This is a genomic window from Streptomyces sp. MZ04, from assembly GCF_004684775.1.
Classification (GTDB): Bacteria; Actinomycetota; Actinomycetes; order Streptomycetales; family Streptomycetaceae; genus Streptomyces.
In genome coordinates this window covers 1-17,027 of record NZ_SRIC01000092.1, presented here as the reverse complement: position 1 = coordinate 17,027, position 17,027 = coordinate 1, and the positions used below count along the sequence as shown (strand labels likewise).

10 protein-coding genes and 1 pseudogene are annotated in these 17,027 nt (G+C 70.4%); 4 read left to right on the top strand and 7 right to left on the bottom strand.

The genetic code is table 11. The features are described 5' to 3' along the window. Nucleotides 1-240 precede the first annotated feature (240 nt). The gene (locus tag E2651_RS20335; RefSeq protein ID WP_135332597.1) at nt 241-807 is read right to left on the bottom strand and encodes a DJ-1/PfpI family protein; all 567 of its coding nucleotides are present in this window, start codon (nt 805-807) and stop codon (nt 241-243) included. Between the two features lie 505 nt (nt 808-1,312). On the opposite strand from E2651_RS20335, the gene E2651_RS20330 reads away from it, so the two are divergent. The 3 genes from E2651_RS20330 (at nt 1,313) to E2651_RS20320 (ending at nt 10,527) form a co-directional block, all read left to right on the top strand. After that, entirely contained in the window at nt 1,313-6,262 is a 4,950-nt protein-coding gene (locus tag E2651_RS20330) for an NAD-glutamate dehydrogenase (RefSeq protein WP_135332596.1), read from the top strand. A 213-nt stretch (nt 6,263-6,475) separates the two neighbouring features. After that, nucleotides 6,476-9,385, top strand: a complete 2,910-nt coding sequence (locus E2651_RS20325) for a bifunctional glycosyltransferase family 2 protein/CDP-glycerol:glycerophosphate glycerophosphotransferase (RefSeq protein WP_135332595.1) — start codon at nt 6,476-6,478, stop codon at nt 9,383-9,385. After that, entirely contained in the window at nt 9,382-10,527 is a 1,146-nt protein-coding gene (locus E2651_RS20320) for a glycosyltransferase (RefSeq protein WP_135332594.1), read from the top strand. The genes E2651_RS20325 and E2651_RS20320 overlap by 4 nt, the downstream gene beginning before the upstream one ends. A gap of 15 nt (nt 10,528-10,542) precedes the next feature. Here E2651_RS20320 and E2651_RS20315 read toward each other — a convergent pair whose 3' ends face one another. Beyond that, nucleotides 10,543-11,370, bottom strand: coding sequence for an ABC transporter ATP-binding protein (locus E2651_RS20315; protein WP_135332593.1), 828 nt, complete (start codon nt 11,368-11,370; stop codon nt 10,543-10,545). Continuing rightward, the gene (locus E2651_RS20310) at nt 11,363-12,271 is read right to left on the bottom strand and encodes an ABC transporter permease (protein WP_135332592.1); all 909 of its coding nucleotides are present in this window, start codon (nt 12,269-12,271) and stop codon (nt 11,363-11,365) included. The genes E2651_RS20315 and E2651_RS20310 overlap by 8 nt, the downstream gene beginning before the upstream one ends. 129 nt (nt 12,272-12,400) lie before the next feature. Between E2651_RS20310 and E2651_RS20305 the strand changes: the two genes are divergently transcribed. Then, complete coding sequence (locus tag E2651_RS20305; RefSeq protein ID WP_135332591.1) at nt 12,401-13,021, top strand: TetR/AcrR family transcriptional regulator; 621 nt, start codon at nt 12,401-12,403, stop codon at nt 13,019-13,021. Here the strand turns inward: E2651_RS20305 and E2651_RS20300 are convergent. The 4 genes and pseudogenes from E2651_RS20300 to E2651_RS20285 form a co-directional block, all read right to left on the bottom strand. Then, complete coding sequence (locus E2651_RS20300; protein WP_135332590.1) at nt 13,008-13,208, bottom strand: hypothetical protein; 201 nt, start codon at nt 13,206-13,208, stop codon at nt 13,008-13,010. The two genes, E2651_RS20305 and E2651_RS20300, sit on opposite strands and share 14 nt — an antisense overlap. A gap of 44 nt (nt 13,209-13,252) precedes the next feature. Further along, nucleotides 13,253-14,239, bottom strand: coding sequence for a UDP-glucose 4-epimerase GalE (gene galE, locus E2651_RS20295; protein WP_135332589.1), 987 nt, complete (start codon nt 14,237-14,239; stop codon nt 13,253-13,255). Between the two features lie 105 nt (nt 14,240-14,344). Then, entirely contained in the window at nt 14,345-16,012 is a 1,668-nt protein-coding gene (locus tag E2651_RS20290) for a glycosyltransferase (RefSeq protein WP_245239027.1), read from the bottom strand. Between the two features lie 93 nt (nt 16,013-16,105). Further along, nucleotides 16,106-17,027 (bottom strand): annotated as a pseudogene (locus tag E2651_RS20285) (hypothetical protein); the annotation flags it as partial.

Here is a 17,027-nt window from a genome sequence, read left to right as displayed (position 1 = left end):
GACGAGGGCAGCCGACCGCTTTGTGCCGCTTCCTGGAGGTTCCGGGCGGGTGCCGTTAGCCACGACAGATGTGAGGGAGTTGACCACTTCACTGTCCGGCACCCCGCCCCCGGTCCGTCCGGGAAGCGGCACGGGAACAGCTTGGCGGCCCCGGCGGGCGCCGCGCATCGGTACCGCCTCATACCCGTATACGCATTTCGCGCGGGCGGCCTTGATCGGTATACGTAGCCCGGCCGCGCCCTACGTCACCGGCGCCTTCGCCCTCAGCACCGTCAGGAACTCCCTCATCCACCCCGAGTGGTCCGGCCACGCGCGGGCCGAGACCAGCGTGCCGTCGACCACCGCCTCCGCGTCCTGGAACGTCGCGCCCGCCGCCTGCATGTCCATCTCCAGGGCCGGATACGCCGTCACCCTGCGGCCGGTCAGGCCGCCGATCGCCGCCGTCAGGAGCGGGCCGTGGCAGATCTGGGCGACCGGCTTGTCGGCGTCGAAGAAGGACTTGAGGATCTTGCGGAGCTCGGGGTCGTTGCGCAGATACTCCGGGGCCCGGCCGCCCGGGATCACCAGAGCGGCGTACTGACCCGGATCCACTTCGGCGAAGGCGAGGTCCGCCGGCCAGGTGTAGCCGGGCTTCTCCGTGTACGTGTCGAAGCCGGGCTCGAAGTCGTGCACCACGAACTGCAGCTTCTTGCGCGCGGGGGCGGCGATGTGGACGTCGTACCCCTCCTCGCGCAGCCGCTGGTAGGGGTAGAGGACTTCCAGCGACTCTGCCGCGTCGCCGGTCACAATCAGGATCTTGGCCGCCATCGGTGCTCGCTCCCCAGGTGAGGTCTGCCCGTCGGGTCTGCTTCAACTGTCCGTCCGTCCCGCTCAACGTGCATCCGCCCGTCCGGTTTGCCAAGAGGGCCGACAGCTGACGGATGGCGGGAAGTCTCTGTGCAGACTGTCAAAGTTGCACCCCCTCTTTTGTACACATACGGCTCATGACGAGTCCCGGGTGCGGAGCGATAGCCTTGACCCGTGATCAGCGCGATATCCCGCGGGGGCGCGAGCGCCCCCGTCCTGCGCCCGGGGAACACGGATGACATCCGTGCCCGGGCCGTCGCTGACGCCTCTTCGCGGTGCGGCCAGTCAGGTCTTCGCGGCCACCGGTCGGCGAACCCGCCGACGGTGCCGACAATGGCGCATAACCGCCCGCTCATCTCTCACCGCGGCATAACGTCGACTTCGACCGGAGACCCCGTGTCGTGGCGTTACGTCGAATCACTTCCTTCTACGTCACGCAACGGCGCGCGACAGGAGTCAGAGGACAATGCAGACCAAGCTGGACGAAGCCAAGGCCGAGCTGCTCACCCGAGCCGCCCGCGTAGCTGAGAACAGCCCGGTTGGGGGGCGCCTACCGAACGGGGCACCCACCGGGTCGAAGGGCGACGAGGCCACATCCGACCAGGACACGGTCCTCGCGTTCCTCCAGCGCTACTACCTGCACACCGCCCCGGAGGACCTGGCCGACCGCGACCCGGTCGACGTCTTCGGAGCCGCCTTCTCCCACTACCGGCTGGCCGAGAACCGCCCCCAGGGCACGGCCAACGTCCGGGTGCACACCCCGACCGTCGAGGAGAACGGCTGGCAGTGCAGCCACTCCGTCGTCGAGGTGGTCACGGACGACATGCCCTTCCTTGTCGACTCGGTCACCAATGAGCTCTCCCGCCAGGGGCGCGGCATTCATGTCGTCATCCACCCCCAGGTCGTGGTCCGCCGGGATCTGACCGGCAAGCTGCTCGAGGTCCTGACGACGGATCCCGGCGCCGAGCGCCCGCACGACGCGGTCACCGAGTCGTGGATCCACGTCGAGATGGACCGCGAGACCGACCGCGCGGACCTGAAGCAGATCAGCGCCGATCTGCTCCGGGTCCTGTCCGACGTACGCGAGACCGTCGAGGACTGGGAGAAGATGCGCGACGCCGCGTTGCGCATCGCCGATGAGCTCCCCACCGAGCCGACCGCGGACGACGTGCGCGACCAGGAGGTCGACGAGGCCCGTGAGCTGCTCCGGTGGCTCGCCGACAACCACTTCACGTTCCTCGGCTACCGCGAGTACGACCTCATGAACGGCGACGCGCTCGCCGCGGTGCCCGGCACCGGCCTCGGCATCCTGCGCGCCGACCCGCACCACGCGGGCACGGACGACCACCCGGTGAGCCCGTCCTTCAGCCGGCTGCCCGCGGACGCCCGCGCGAAGGCCCGCGAGCACAAGCTTCTGGTGCTGACCAAGGCCAACAGCCGTGCCACCGTGCACCGGCCCAGCTACCTCGACTACGTCGGCGTGAAGAAGTTCGACGCCGAGGGGAATGTCGTCGGTGAGCGGCGCTTCCTCGGGCTCTTCTCGTCCGCCGCGTACACCGAGTCCGTCCGCCGCGTGCCGGTCATCCGCAAGAAGGTCGACGAGGTCCTCAAGGGCGCGGGCTTCTCGCCCAACAGCCACGACGGCCGCGACCTGCTGCAGATCCTCGAGACGTACCCGCGCGACGAGCTCTTCCAGACCCCGGCCGACGAGCTGCGGTCCATCGTCACGTCCGTCCTCTACCTCCAGGAGCGCCGCCGGCTGCGGCTCTACCTGCGCAAGGACGAGTACGGGCGCTACTACTCCGCCCTGGTCTACCTGCCCCGCGACCGCTACACCACGGGCGTACGGCTGCGGATCATCGACATCCTCAAGGAGGAGCTCGGCGGCACCAGCGTCGACTTCACCGCCTGGAACACGGAGTCGGTCCTCTCCCGGCTGCACTTCGTGATCCGGGTCGCGCCGGGCGGCGGCATTCCGCAGCTCACCGACGCCGACACCGACCGCATCGAGGCGCGGCTCGTCGAGGCCGCCCGCTCCTGGTCCGACGGCTTCGCCGAGGCGCTGACCGCCGAGTGCGGCGAGGAGCGCGCCGCCGAGCTGCTTCGCCAGTACTCGGGCGCCTTCCCCGAGGGCTACAAGGCGGACCACACGCCGCGCGCCGCCGTCGCCGACCTGGTGCACCTGGAGCGGCTGAAGGCCGGCCACGAGGACTTCGCGCTCAGCCTGTACGAGCCGGTGGGCGCCGCCCCCGGTGAGCGCCGCTTCAAGATCTACCGTTCCGGCGCCCAGGTCTCGCTCTCCGCGGTCCTGCCGGTGCTCCAGCGCCTCGGCGTCGAGGTCACCGACGAGCGGCCCTACGAGCTGCGCTGCACGGACCGTACGAACGCGTGGATCTACGACTTCGGCCTGCGCCTGCCCAAGTCCCAGAACGGCAACGGCGACTACCTGGGCGACGACGGCCGCGAGCGCTTCCAGGAGGCCTTCGCCGCCGCCTGGACGGGCGAGGCCGAGGTCGACGGCTTCAACTCGCTGGTCCTGCGGGCCGGGCTCAACTGGCGTCAGGCGATGGTGCTCCGCGCCTACGCCAAGTACCTGCGCCAGGCGGGCTCCACGTTCAGCCAGGACTACATGGAGGACACCCTCCGCAACAACGTCCACACCACCCGGCTGCTCGTCTCGCTCTTCGAGGCGCGGATGTCCCCGGACCGCCAGAGTGCCGGCGTCGAGCTGACGGACGCCCTTCTCGAGGAGCTGGACGCCGCCCTCGACCAGGTCGCCTCGCTGGACGAGGACCGGATCCTGCGGTCCTTCCTCACCGTCATCAAGGCGACCCTGCGGACCAATTTCTTCCAGGAGGCGGAGGGCGGCAAGCCGCACAGTTACGTCTCCATGAAGTTCGACCCGCAGGCCATCCCCGACCTTCCCGCGCCGCGTCCGGCGTACGAGATCTGGGTGTACTCGCCGCGCGTCGAGGGCGTGCACCTGCGCTTCGGCAAGGTCGCGCGAGGCGGTCTGCGCTGGTCCGACCGCAAGGAGGACTTCCGTACGGAGATCCTCGGCCTGGTCAAGGCGCAGATGGTGAAGAACACCGTCATCGTGCCGGTGGGCGCCAAGGGCGGCTTCGTCGCCAAGCAGCTGCCCGACCCGTCGGTGGACCGCGACGCGTGGCTCGCCGAGGGTGTGGCCTGCTACAAGACGTTCATCTCGGCGCTGCTCGACATCACCGACAACCTCGTCACGGGCGATGTCGTGCCCCCGGCCGACGTCGTGCGGCACGACGAGGACGACACATACCTCGTGGTCGCCGCCGACAAGGGCACCGCGACGTTCTCCGACATCGCCAACGAGGTCGCCCAGTCGTACAACTTCTGGCTCGGTGACGCCTTCGCCTCCGGCGGCTCCGCCGGTTACGACCACAAGGGCATGGGCATCACCGCCCGCGGCGCCTGGGAGTCCGTCAAGCGGCACTTCCGGGAGCTGGGCACCGACACCCAGACCGAGGACTTCACGGTCGTCGGCGTGGGCGACATGAGCGGTGACGTGTTCGGCAACGGCATGCTGCTCTCCGAGCACATCCGGCTCGTCGCCGCCTTCGACCACCGGCACATCTTCATCGACCCGCGTCCCGACGCCGCGACGTCGTACGCGGAGCGCCGCCGCCTCTTCGAGCTGCCGCGCAGCTCCTGGGCCGACTACAACAAGGAGCTGCTCTCCGCGGGCGGCGGGATCTTCCCGCGCAGCGCCAAGGCGATCCAGCTCAACGCGCACATCCGCGAGGCGCTCGGCATCGAGTCGGGCGTCGCCAAGATGACCCCCGCCGACCTGATGAAGACCATCCTCCAGGCGCCGGTCGACCTGTTGTGGAACGGCGGCATCGGTACGTACGTGAAGTCGTCGGCCGAGTCGAACACGGACGTCGGCGACAAGGCGAACGACGCGATCCGTGTCGACGGCGCCGACCTGCGCGTCAAGGTCGTCGGCGAGGGCGGCAACCTCGGTCTGACCCAGCTGGGACGCATTGAATTCGCTCGCGCCGGTGGGCACATCAACACCGACGCCATCGACAACAGCGCGGGCGTGGACACCTCCGACCACGAGGTGAACATCAAGATCCTGCTCAACGCGGTCGTCGCGAACGGCGACATGACCGTCAAGCAGCGCAACAAGTTCCTCGCCGCGATGACCGACGAGGTCGGGGAGCTGGTCCTGCGCAACAACTACGCGCAGAACACCGCCCTGTCGAACGCGGTCGCCCAGTCGCCGTCCCTGCTCCACGCCCACCAGCGCTTCATGCGGCGCCTGGGCCGCGACGGGCATCTGGACCGGGGCCTGGAGTTCCTGCCGACCGACCGGCAGATCCGCGAACTGCTCAACTCCGGCCGCGGGCTCACCCAGCCCGAGCTCGCCGTGCTCCTCGCGTACACGAAGATCACGGCCGCCGACGAGCTGATCCAGACGTCGCTGCCGGACGACCCGTATCTGCGCCGGCTGCTGCACGCGTACTTCCCGCAGGCGCTGCGCGAGAAGTTCCCCGAGCAGGTCGACGGGCACGCGCTGCGTCGCGAGATCATCACGACGGTGCTCGTCAACGACACGGTGAACACGGGCGGTTCGACGTTCCTGCACCGTCTGCGCGAAGAGACCGGGGCCTCCCTGGAGGAGATCGTCAGGGCGCAGCTCGCGGCCCGTGAGATCTTCGGTCTGAGCAAGGTCTGGGACGCCGTCGAGGCGCTCGACAACGTGGTGGCGGCCGATGTCCAGACGCGGATCCGGCTGCACTCGCGCCGGCTCGTCGAGCGCGGCACGCGCTGGCTGCTCAACAACCGGCCGCAGCCGCTGGAGCTCGCGGGGACCATCGAGTTCTTCAGCAGGGGCGTCGCCGAGGTCTGGTCCGAGCTGCCGAAGCTGGTTCGCGGCTCCGACCTGGAGTGGTACGAGAGCATCCGCGACGAGCTGACGGGCGCGGGTGTCCCCGAGGCACTGGCCCAGCGCGTGGCCGGATTCTCGTCCGCCTTCCCGTCGCTCGACATCGTCGCGATCGCCGACCGCACGGGCAAGGACCCGATGGCCGTCGCCGAGGTCTACTACGACCTCGCCGACCGGCTGCGGATCACCCAGCTCATGGACCGCATCATCGAGCTGCCGCGGGCCGACCGCTGGCAGTCGATGGCGCGCGCGTCGATCCGTGAGGACCTGTACGCGGCGCACGCCGCCCTGACGGCCGACGTGCTGGCCGCCGGGAACGGCGAGGACACTCCCGAGCAGCGGTTCAAGGCCTGGGAGGACAAGAACGCGGCGATCCTGAGCCGGTCGCGGACGACGCTGGACGAGATCCAGAGCTCGGACGCGTTCGACCTGGCGAACCTGTCGGTCGCGATGCGGACGATGCGGACGCTGCTGCGTACGCACTCGTAATCCGTCGTACGTCGAAGGGGCGCCCCGAGCCTGCACCGGCTCGGGGCGCCCCTTTCGCGTATCCGGACAGGGTCGGACTGAGCCGGACTGAGCCGGACTGAGCCGGACTGAGCCGGACTGAGCCGGACTGGGCCAATCACACCCCCCTGAAGGGCGCTAATCGGGCATTGGCGATAATTAGTAGGATGAGCCGGTATCCGACTGGAGGGACGCATGGGAGCGATAGGTGAGCGGGGGACGCCGGAGGCGCGACCCGATGTGTCCGTAGTGGTGATCGTCTACAACGACGCCGAGCGGCTGCCGACCGCCGTCGCCTCGGTGCTCGACCAGACGCTGCGCTCCGTGGAGGTCGTCATCGTCGACGACTGCAGCACCGACGGCTCGTACGCGACGGCCCGGCGCCTCGCCGCCGAGCACCCCGAACGGGTGCGGGCCTACCAGCTGCCGGAGAACAGCGGCGCGGGCGGCGAGCCCCGCAACGTGGGCATCGGGCACACCGTCGGCAGCCATGTGATGTTCCTCGACAGCGACGACGTCCTGGAACGCAACGCCTGCCGCAACCTCCTGGAGGCCGCCGAGCGCGACGACTCCGACATCGTCTCCGGACTCTGCGTACGCCTTTCCATGGACACCCGCAACAAGAAGCGCGACCAGTGGTACCCCTGGCTCTACGCCACCACCCGCACCCTGGAGTCCGTCACCGAGCTGCCCGACCTCTTCGTCTGGGACACGCTCTCCACGAACAAGCTCTACCGCCGCGACTTCCTCGTCGAGAACGCCCTCCGCTTCCCCAAGGGGATGTTCTACGAGGACCTGATGTTCATCGCCGAGGCCTACCTCGCCGCCGGCCGCATCACGCTCATCCCCAACCAGGTCTACTTCTGGCACGTCCACGAGCGCGCCGCCGAGAAGTCGGTGACCAACCGGCGCCACGAGATGACCAACTTCCGGCACCGGATGGAGATTCACCGCCGGATCGACGCGCTGCTCGCCGAGCGCGGCCTGGACGAGCTGCGGCTCGCCAAGGACATCAAGTTCCTCAAGCACGACCTGGTGCTGCACCTGCGCGACCTGCCGTTCCGTGACGCCTCCTACCGGCAGGAGTTCGCGGGCCTGGCCCGCGACTATCTCGCCGGGCTCGACCGCGCGGCGTACGCCGAGGTGCAGCCCGTCCAGGCCATCTGCGCCTACCTCCTCGAGCAGGGCGACTGGGACAACCTGCTGCCCGCCGTGGACACCCTCACCAACCGCGACAAGATCTCCTCGCCGCTGGCCGAGCGGGACGGGCGCGTCTACTGGTGCGCCGAACACCTCGACGACCCGTTCGGCCGCCAGGTCCTGGACGTGACCGCGCTCGGCTATCACGGCAAGCGCCTCGACCAGATGTTCCTGCGCGACGTTCTGACGCGGTACGAGGAGGAGGGGGCGGGGACGGGGCAGCCGGCGGGCGCCGTGCGGATGGCGGGCCGCGTCACCAACCCGCTCGGCATCATCGGCCCGGACGCCGTGCTCACCGCCGACCTTGAGTTCAGCGCCCGGCGGCGCAGCCTGCAGTCCTTCCGCTTCCCGGTCTCCGACCTGCGCCACGAGGGCGACGCGATCTCCTGGGAGGCCACCGCCGACCTCGCCCGGCGCCTTCGCCCGCTCGGCGTCGTCGACGCGGTGTGGGACGTGCGCCTGCACCTCACCGCCGACGGGGTGCGTACAAGGACCCGGCTCACCGCGAGCACTCCGGGGCTCGCCGAGGGGCTCCTTCCGGTGCGGCCGCGGCTGACCCGCCTGGTCGCCGATCACATCGAGCCCGAGGTCTCGCAGCGCGGGCACCTCGCGTTCCGGCTCGTCACCACGCAGGCGGCGGGCGGCCGCATCCAGGAGCTCGTGGAGCGCGGCACGCACGGGATGCCGGGCCGGCTCGCCAAGTCCGGCTACCGCAGGGCGAAGAAGCTGCGCAAGGACCTCACCTCCGGGAAGAGCCGACTGCGCGTGTACGACGAGGTGTTCAGCCGCCTTCCCGTGCGCAAGGGCACGGTCGTCTTCGAGAGCCACCTGGGCAAGCAGTACAGCGACAGCCCCCGCGCCATCTACGAGGAGATGCGCCGCCAGGGCCTCGACTTCGAGGCCGTGTGGTCCTACAGCGGGAGCCCCCAGGGCTTCCCCGAGGACGCCACGCTCGTGCGGCGCTGGTCGCTGCCCTACCTCCGCGCCCTGGCGCAGGCCGAGTTCTGGGTCGACAACCAGAGCTACCCGCTCAAGCTCACCAAGCGCCCCGAGACGACGTACATCCAGACGTGGCACGGCTCGGCGCTCAAGCGCATGGGCTTCGACGAACCCGCCTGGAAGCTGCGCAGCAAGCCCCAGCAGGACGAGCAGCAGCGCGTCCTGGACCGCTTCGACCGCTTCCTGATCCGCTCCGAGCACGATGTACGCACCCTCGCGAAGGCCCTGCGGCTCAAGGAGAAGGTGCTGCTGCGCGTCGGCTATCCGCGCAACGACGCGCTGGTGCGGGCCAAGAAGCTGGAGGATGCGAGCGGCGTACGCGAACGCGGCCCGCTGGCCGCCGAGTTGGGCATCCCCGACGACAAGCGGGTGCTCCTGTACGCGCCGACCTTCCGGCGGCACGGCGGACGGCACGGGCGCTTTGAACTGCCCTTCGACGTCGAGCGGTTCGCGGAGGAGTTCGGCGACCGTTACGTCCTGCTCGTGCGCTCGCACTACCTCAACCACGTCGTGCTCCCGCCGTCCGTGCGGGGCCGCGTCATCGACGTTTCCGCGCATCACGACGTCACACCGCTCTATGAGCTCGCCGACGCGATGATCACCGACTACTCGTCCGTGATGTTCGACTACGCGCTCCTCGACCGGCCGATGCTGTTCTTCACGTACGACTACGAGGAGTACGTCCACGAAGGCCGCGGCACCTATTTCGACCTGCGGGAGAGAGCTCCCGGCCCGGTGGTCGACACCGAGGAGGAACTGTTCGGGGCGCTGAAGGCGCTGGACGAGCAGGCACTGGAGTACGCGGCGGCGCGGGCGGAGTTCGTCGCCGAGTTCGGTGAGTACGACAAGGGCGACGCGGCCAGGAGCGTCGTCGAGCAGTTCTTTTCACACTGGAGCGGCAAGTGAGTCAGCGGGACATCTTCTTCGTCTCCAACAGCGTCAACGAACTGGGCGGGATCACCAGTTGGTCCCATCAGATGGCCCGCCTCTTCGTCGAGCGCGGCCACCGCGTGCACGTCATCGGCGTCACCGAGCCGGGCGTCCCGCAGGACATCGGCACCGGCCTGCCGTACCCGACCACGACCCTGTACGACGAGCACCCGCCGCGCGTCGGCCCGGCGCGCGGCATCAAGGGGCGGCTCAACGTGGCCGAGCACCGGCAGCGCGCACGCCGTCAGGAGGGCATGCACGAGCAGGCCGCCAAGCTGACCGCGCTCTTCGCGCAGGCCGGTCCCGGTGCCGTCGTCATCGTCACGCAGGTGTGGGCGATGGAGTGGGTCGAACTGGCCGACACCACCGGCCTGTTGGTCATCGGCATGAGCCATGAGTCGTTCGCGTACTCGCGGGCGTGCTCGCGTTTCGGGCGGGTGCGCAAGCATTACGCGGACGTCGACCGGATGCTCGCGCTGACCCGCGAGGACGCCGACCTGTGGATCAGGCAGGGCCTGGACAACGCCTCGTTCATGCCGAACCCGCTGCCCTTCATGCCCGAAGTGCCGTCCAAGCGCACCGAGAAGGTCGTCACCAGCATCGGGCGCCTGCACGACCAGAAGGGCATCGACATGCTCCTCGACACCTGGGCGGAGGTCGCGCCGCTGCACCCGGACTGGACGCTGCGGATCTACGGCTCCGGCGAGGACGAGGAGATCCTCAAGAAGCAGTGCACCGCGCTCGGCCTCGACGACTCCGTGGAGTGGATGGGCCGCACGAGCGACGTGCCGGGCGCGCTGCGCGGCGGCTCGGTGTTCGTGCAGTCGTCGCGCGGCGAGGGCTTCCCGCTCGCGCTGATGGAGGCGATGGCCACGGCGGTGCCGTGCGCCGCCTTCGACTGCGCGCCCGGCGTCCACGAGATCGTCCGGGACGGCGTGGACGGGCTGCTCGCCCGGCTCGGGAACACCGCCGAACTCGCCCGCAGGCTGGACACGTTGATGTCCGACAAGGAGCTGAGGGACCGGATGGGCGAGCTCGCGCGGGAGAACATCCGGCGCTATACGACGGATGAGATCGTGCGCCGCTGGGAGGAGCTGTTCCGGTTCCTCGAAAGGTGATCCTCGGGCGGTGAGCTACTTCTTGCCGCCCGTGAACCGCTCGTACTCCTTCAGGACGTCCTCGGTCGGGCCGTCCATCCGCAGCTCGCCGTGCTCCAGCCAGAGCACGCGCTCACAGGTGTCGCGGATCGACTTGTTGTTGTGGCTGACCAGGAAGACCGTGCCCGCGTGCTTGCGCAGCTCGCGGATGCGGGCCTCCGAGCGCTTCTGGAAGGAGCGGTCGCCGGTCGCGAGGGCCTCGTCGATGAGGAGTACGTCGTGGTCCTTGGCGGAGCCGATGGAGAAGCGGAGGCGGGCCGCCATGCCGGAGGAGTACGTCCGCATGGGCAGCGTGATGAAGTCGCCCTTCTCGTTGATGCCGGAGAAGTCGACGATGTCCTGGTAGCGCTCCTGGATCTGCTCGCGGGACATGCCCATCGCCAGGCCGCCGAGCATGACGTTGCGCTCGCCGGTCAGGTCGTTCATCAGGGCCGCGTTGACGCCGAGCAGGGAGGGCTGGCCGTCGGTGAAGATGCGGCCGCTCTCGACGGGGAGAAGCCCGGCGACCGCCTTCAGGAGGGTCGACTTGCCCGAGCCGTTCGTGCCGATCAGGCCGATGGCCTCGCCCTTGTACGCGGTGAAGGAGACCTTCTTGACGGCGTGCACCTTGCGTACGCCGGTGGTGTCGTCGCCCTTGCCGCGCCTGAGGATGCGGCCGAGCGCGGCGGTCGCGGCGCCGCGACCGCCGGGGGATCCCGCACCGTGGACGCGGTAGACGATGTCGACGGCGTCGGCGATGACGGTGGGGGCGGGTGCGGACGCCGGGAGGTCCGTCCTGGTGGGGGTCAATGTCGTCTCAGCCACGGCCGTACGTCTCCTCTGCCTTCCAGAAGTAGATGAAACCGCCGACTCCGGCGAGCAGCGCCCACCCGAGGGCCCAGGCCCAGACGTGCTGCGGGAGCTGCTCGGACCGGAAGGTGTCGATCAGCGCGAAGCGCATCAGGTCGATGTAGACCGCGGCGGGGTTGCACTCCAGGAGGACCTTCACGAAGTGCGGCAGGTCCTTGCCCTTGAGGACCGCGTCGATGCTCCACATCACGCCGGACGCGTACATCCACGTACGCAGCAGGAACGGCATCAGCTGGGCGATGTCCGGCGTCTTGCTGCCGAGCCGCGCCATCACCAGGGCCAGGCCCGTGTTGAAGGTGAACTGGAGCACGAGGACCGGGATCACCAGGAGCCAGGACGCGGTGGGCGGCACGCCGAAGCAGAGCAGGATCACCACCAGCGCGCACATCGAGAAGAGCAGCTGCTGGAGCTGTTGCAGGCAGTACGAGACCGGCAGTGCCGCCCGCGGGAAGTGCAGGGCGCGCACCAGGCCGAGGCTGCCGGAGATGGCGCGGGTGCCCGCCATCACCGAGCTCTGCGTGAACGTGAAGATGAAGACGCCGGTGACCAGGAACGGGACGTAGTCGTCGACGTCGTGCTTGGTGTTCATCAGCACGCCGAAGATGAAGTAGTAGACCGCCGCGTTCAGGAGCGGGGTCATCACCTGCCAGACCTGGCCGAGCTTGGCCTGGCTGTACTGCGCGGTGAGCTTGGCGGTCGCGAAGGCGGTGATGAAGTGGCGCCGCTGCCACAGTTGGCGGACGTACGCGGGGAGCGTGGGGCGGGCGCCGCTGACCGTCAGGCCGTGCCGGGCGGCCAGCTCGGCCGGGTCGGGGGCGGCGGCCGTGCGGGGCGGTGTGTCGAGGACCTGACTCACGTCCGCTGCTTTCACTCGGGAGTCGTGGGGCTCTGACGTCGGGACGGGCCCGTATCGTCGCAACGTCGAGAGTAGGACGTCGCTACGTCGGAACGCAACCGTATCGTCGTCACGCTCTATGCTGTCCGCATGACGACGAGCGGTACAGGAGATGAACAACCGCGCCGCAGGGCGCCCGCGGGGGCGGCGGTGCTCCGTGAGGACGTGACCGAGGCCATCCGGGCCGCCGTCTTCGCGGAGCTGGCGGCGGTCGGATACGCGCGCATGTCCATCGAGGGCATCGCGCGCCGCGCGGGCGTCGGCAAGACCGCCGTCTACCGGCGCTGGCGCTCCAAGCTGCACCTCGTCCTTGACCTGGTGTCGGCGATAGCGGTGCAGGGGCTCCCGGCGCCGGACACGGGCTCGCTCGAAGGCGATCTGCGGCTGCTGTACGAGGTGACGTCACGCGCCCTGCGGCATCCCGTGGCCTCGCAGGTGATCCCGGATCTGCAGGCGGAGGCGGCCCGCAATCCGGAGATCGCCGAGGCCCTGCAGAAGGCGTTGCGGGAGGGGCAGCACGGGGTGGCGAGCGGCATCGTCCGGGCCGCGGTGGAGCGGGGCGAGATGCGCGAGAGCGCCGACGGGGATCTCGCCCTGGACCTCGTGTCCGGGCCGCTCTACTGGCGCTCGGTCGTGGTGCGGGCCGAGCTGCCCAAGGGCTACCTGGGCAGGCTCGCCACGGCTACGGCGGCGGGGCTCAAGGCGCTGTGAGTCGGATGAGGGCTCCGTGAGGCGGCTCAGATCTGGGCGGCGCCCGCTTCTCGGCGCGCTTCATCAGGGCCAGGCTCACGCCCGACGCCAGGCACACCGTGCCCGTGCCGACGCTGATCAGGACCTGCTTCACGCCGTCGAACGCGAAGCTGGTGGAGGCGTTGACGACGAGGGGGGTGGCGATCAACCGCCGGACGCCCGGACACCCCTGGCTCTCCGCCGCATCGCGAACTACCGTGTCCGCGCCGCCTCGGGACGCAGCCGCACCCAGCCCGCCCACGCCGACGTCACCATGTCGCGCACGTCCCGCTTGGCCGACCAGCCCAGGTCCGTGGCCGCGCGGGTCGCCGATGCCACCACGCGGGCCGGGTCGCCGGGGCGGCGGGCTGTGACCTCGGGTGCCGTGTCGTAGCCCGTCACTTCGTTGATGAGGTCGGTCATCTCGCGTACCGAAACGCCCTCGCCCCGGCCGATGTTGAGGGTGAGGTCCGTGCCGGGGGGTGTCGACGCCAGCTTGCGGGCCGTCGCGACATGGGCCTCGGCCAGGTCGGCGACGTGGATGTAGTCGCGTACGCAAGTCCCGTCGGGGGTGGGGTAGTCCGCGCCGAAGACACGCGGGGCCGCGCCGTCCGTGAGCTTCTCGAAGACCATCGGGACCAGGTTGTAGACGCCCGTGTCCGCCAGCTCGGGGGTGGCGGCGCCCGCCACGTTGAAGTAACGCAGCGACGCCGTCGACAGGCCGTGCGCCCGGCCCGTCGCGCGGACCAGCCACTCGCCCGCCAGCTTCGTCTCGCCGTACGGGCTCATCGGGAGACAGGGCGTCTCCTCCGTCACCAGGTCCACGTCGGGCATGCCGTACACGGCCGCCGACGAGGAGAAGACGAAGGAACGGACGCCTGCCTCCGTCACCGCCGACAGCAGGACCCGCAGCCCCTCCACGTTCTCGTGGTAGTACCGCAGCGGCTGCTCCACCGACTCGCCCACCTGCTTCTTCGCCGCCAGGTGCACGACACCGGTGACCTCGTGGCCGGCGAGCGTACGGGCGAGCAGGTCCGCGTCCAGCGTCGATCCTGTCACCAGCGGCACACCCTCCGGGACGCGCTCGGCGATGCCCGACGACAGGTCGTCGTAGACCACCGCTCGCTCGCCCGCGTCCGTCATGGCGCGGACGACGTGCGCCCCGATGTAGCCGGCGCCGCCGGTGATCAGCCAGGTCATGGTCTGTCCCGTCTTGTCGCGAGTGGAGTGACGTGGAGTGGGGTGAAGTGGAGTGGAGTGGTTCTCGTGGATGTGCAGTTTCGCAGAGGCGGCATACGGGGCGCGTCAGCGGGTTTTCGCGCTCTGGTCCCCGCCGCCCAGGACGCGGACCAGGCGGGCGAGGCGCCGCTTCGCCACCCCCGCCACGCCCCGCATCCCCGGCGCGAGCCGCACCGCCAGGTTCCCCGCCTGCGTGGCGTACGGCTGGGCAAGGAGGATCCCGCGCCGCCCCGGCAGGACCGCGCGCCGCAGCAGTCCGGGGCCCGCGACCGCGCGCGCCGTGGTGTCGCGCGACGTCCCGTCGCCGAAGCGGAGGCGCAGGCGCAGGTCCCATACGCCGCCGCCGAGCGAGCCGAGGTCGAGGACGGCTTCCGTCAGCCAGGTGCCGTCCCCTGCGGGGCTGAACGCCGCCGTGCGGCGCAGGCCGGGGCCGGAGCCGTCGCGGGCCGTGAGCTCCACGTCGACCGTGGCGGGGCCCGCGTCCGCGACCCGGCCGTACAGCTCGTGCAGGCGCAGGGTGAGCCGGCTCCCGCCCGCGCGCGGGCGCAGTTCGGCGTCCACCGCGAGCGGCAGGAGCCGGACGGGGCGTACGAGGAGATGCTCCAGCGTCACCTGGGGGAGGTCGTCCGACCAGATCGGGGTGGCGTCGGACGCCCGCGCGTACGGGGGCGAGAGGCGCGCGGGGCGGGCCGCCACCGCCTGCATCCGGGGCAGGTCGCGCGGCTCGGGGGACGCGAGGATCAGCCGGGCGATGACCCGGCCCGGCGCGGGCGCCGCGTCCAGGTCGGCGGTGTCGAAGGTCGCGAGGTACGCGCGCGTGGCCGTCCACCACTCCCGCCGGTACTCGGGGCTGCGCGTGGTCAGCTCGCGCGCGTACATCCGCAGGCCGTGGTCGACGAACTTCGCGCGGGACGCCCGCGCAAGACGCTTGCCCGCCGTGCCCGTCGCGCTCGGCGCGTCCCGGAGGATCTCCACCGACCGGCGGTGGGCCTCCATGCGGGCCTGCCAGTTGGCGATGCCCGTACGGTCCAGGGAGATCGAAAGCCTGGTCGCCGAGCGGCGCACGTTCCATACGTAGACGGGGTCGGGGATCAGCGCGATGCGCGGGCCCGCCGCGAGGACGCGGGCGGTGAAGACGAAGTCCTCGTACGTGAAGCGGCCCGCGGGGAAGCGGATCGCGTGCCGCCGCAGGAAGTCGGTGCGGTAGAGCTTGTTGACGCAGAGCGTGTCGTGGACGAGACGGGTGCGCAGCTCCGGGCGGGCGATGAGCTGCGCCTTCTTGTAGAGCAGGGGCTGCCAGGGTGTCTCACGGCCGGACGGCAGCTCGCGGCGCACGCACAGGCCGGTGGCCACCTCGGCGTCGTGCGCGGCGGCCGCCGTCAGGAGGGCGTCGACCGCGCCGGGCGGCAGTACGTCGTCGCTGTCGAGGAACATCACGTACGCGGAGGTCGTGGCCTCGACCCCGTCGTTGCGGGGCGTGCCGCAGCCGCCGCTGTTGGCCGCGCGGCGGATGGTCTTCAGGCGCGGCTCCCGCGAGGCGAGTTCCGCGAGCAGCTCGCCGCTGCCGTCCGTCGAGCAGTCGTCGACGGCGATCACCTCGCGGACGGACGGGCCCTGGGCGAGCGCCGAGCGCACCGCGTCCGCGATGTGCGCCGCGTCGTTGTAGCCGATCACGACGACGCAGACCTGCGGGGACGGGGACGAGGGCGACGAAAGGGGCAGAGAAGGATCCACGGGTAAATCTTAGAGGTTACGGGTCATTATCCGATTAGGGGGTCTTTTGCGGGCGGATCGCATCGGATTGCATCGGATCGGAGTGGGTCGCCCTTACCCGGACACCCGGGCGAGCACCTCTCCGGTCTGCGGTCCCCACGCCACCACCACCGCCTCGGACGGCACCCGCTGGTCCTTCGAGAGCAGCAGCCAGCGCACGTGATAGCGGCGGACGATCGCCTTGCGGTCGGCGCGGGTCGACTCCGGGGCGAGGTAGTCGCGTACCTCCTGGAGGCGGTGGTTGCGTTCGCCCTCGTCCAGCGCGGGGTCCGGCCAGGCCGGGGCGACGAGGTTGGCGCCGAAGGCGGGGATCGTGCGGGTGGGGCCGTAGCCGTCGGTGAGGACGACGTCGCCCTCGCGCAGCCGGCTCGCCGCCCAGCCGTAGCTGGGCCAGCGCGGGGGCTGGTCGAAGCCGATGGGGTCGAGGGTGCGGGGGACGACGGCGCCCGCCTGGATCTGGAAGAAGCCGACGCAGGCGCCCAGCGCGGTGGCTCCGGCGAGGGCGGCCCTCCGGGTGCCCCAGGGGCGGGGTGCGGCCAGTTCGACGGCGAGGGCGAACTGGAGGGGGACGAGGGTCAGCCCCAGGATGCGGCCGTAGGTGTAGTGGCCGCTCAGCCAGCCGTACGCGACCACCGCGCATTCCAGGGCGAACATCAGGATCAGGGGGTCCTTGTGGTCCCTGCGCCAGCGGAGGTACAGGGCCGGGAGGCCCAGGGCCGCCAGCCAGAAGCGCTGCGGCATCTCGGTGTAGAGCTGCCGGTGGATCCAGTCGACGGACTCGTCTCCGACGAGGGAGAAGACGGAGTAGTAGGGCCAGGCGGCGGCAACTACCGCCGCTGTCACGGCAGTTGCCACCCAGTGCGGCAGCGCACGGCCCAGGCCCGGCAGCGCGAAGGCCACCACCCCGATCACCACCGCCACCGAGGAGATCGGGTGCACCAGCAGGATCGCCCCGCACAGCACCCCGAGCCCCGCG

Excerpts from the sequence above, each read along its gene's own strand:
- E2651_RS20335 (WP_135332597.1), bottom strand. The coding sequence starts at position 807 with ATGGCGGCCAAGATCCTGATTGTGACCGGCGACGCGGCAGAGTCGCTG.
- galE (WP_135332589.1), bottom strand. The coding sequence starts at position 14,239 with ATGACCTGGCTGATCACCGGCGGCGCCGGCTACATCGGGGCGCACGTC.
- E2651_RS20305 (WP_135332591.1), top strand. The coding sequence starts at position 12,401 with ATGACGACGAGCGGTACAGGAGATGAACAACCGCGCCGCAGGGCGCCC.
- E2651_RS20325 (WP_135332595.1), top strand. The coding sequence starts at position 6,476 with ATGGGAGCGATAGGTGAGCGGGGGACGCCGGAGGCGCGACCCGATGTG.
- E2651_RS20330 (WP_135332596.1), top strand. The coding sequence starts at position 1,313 with ATGCAGACCAAGCTGGACGAAGCCAAGGCCGAGCTGCTCACCCGAGCC.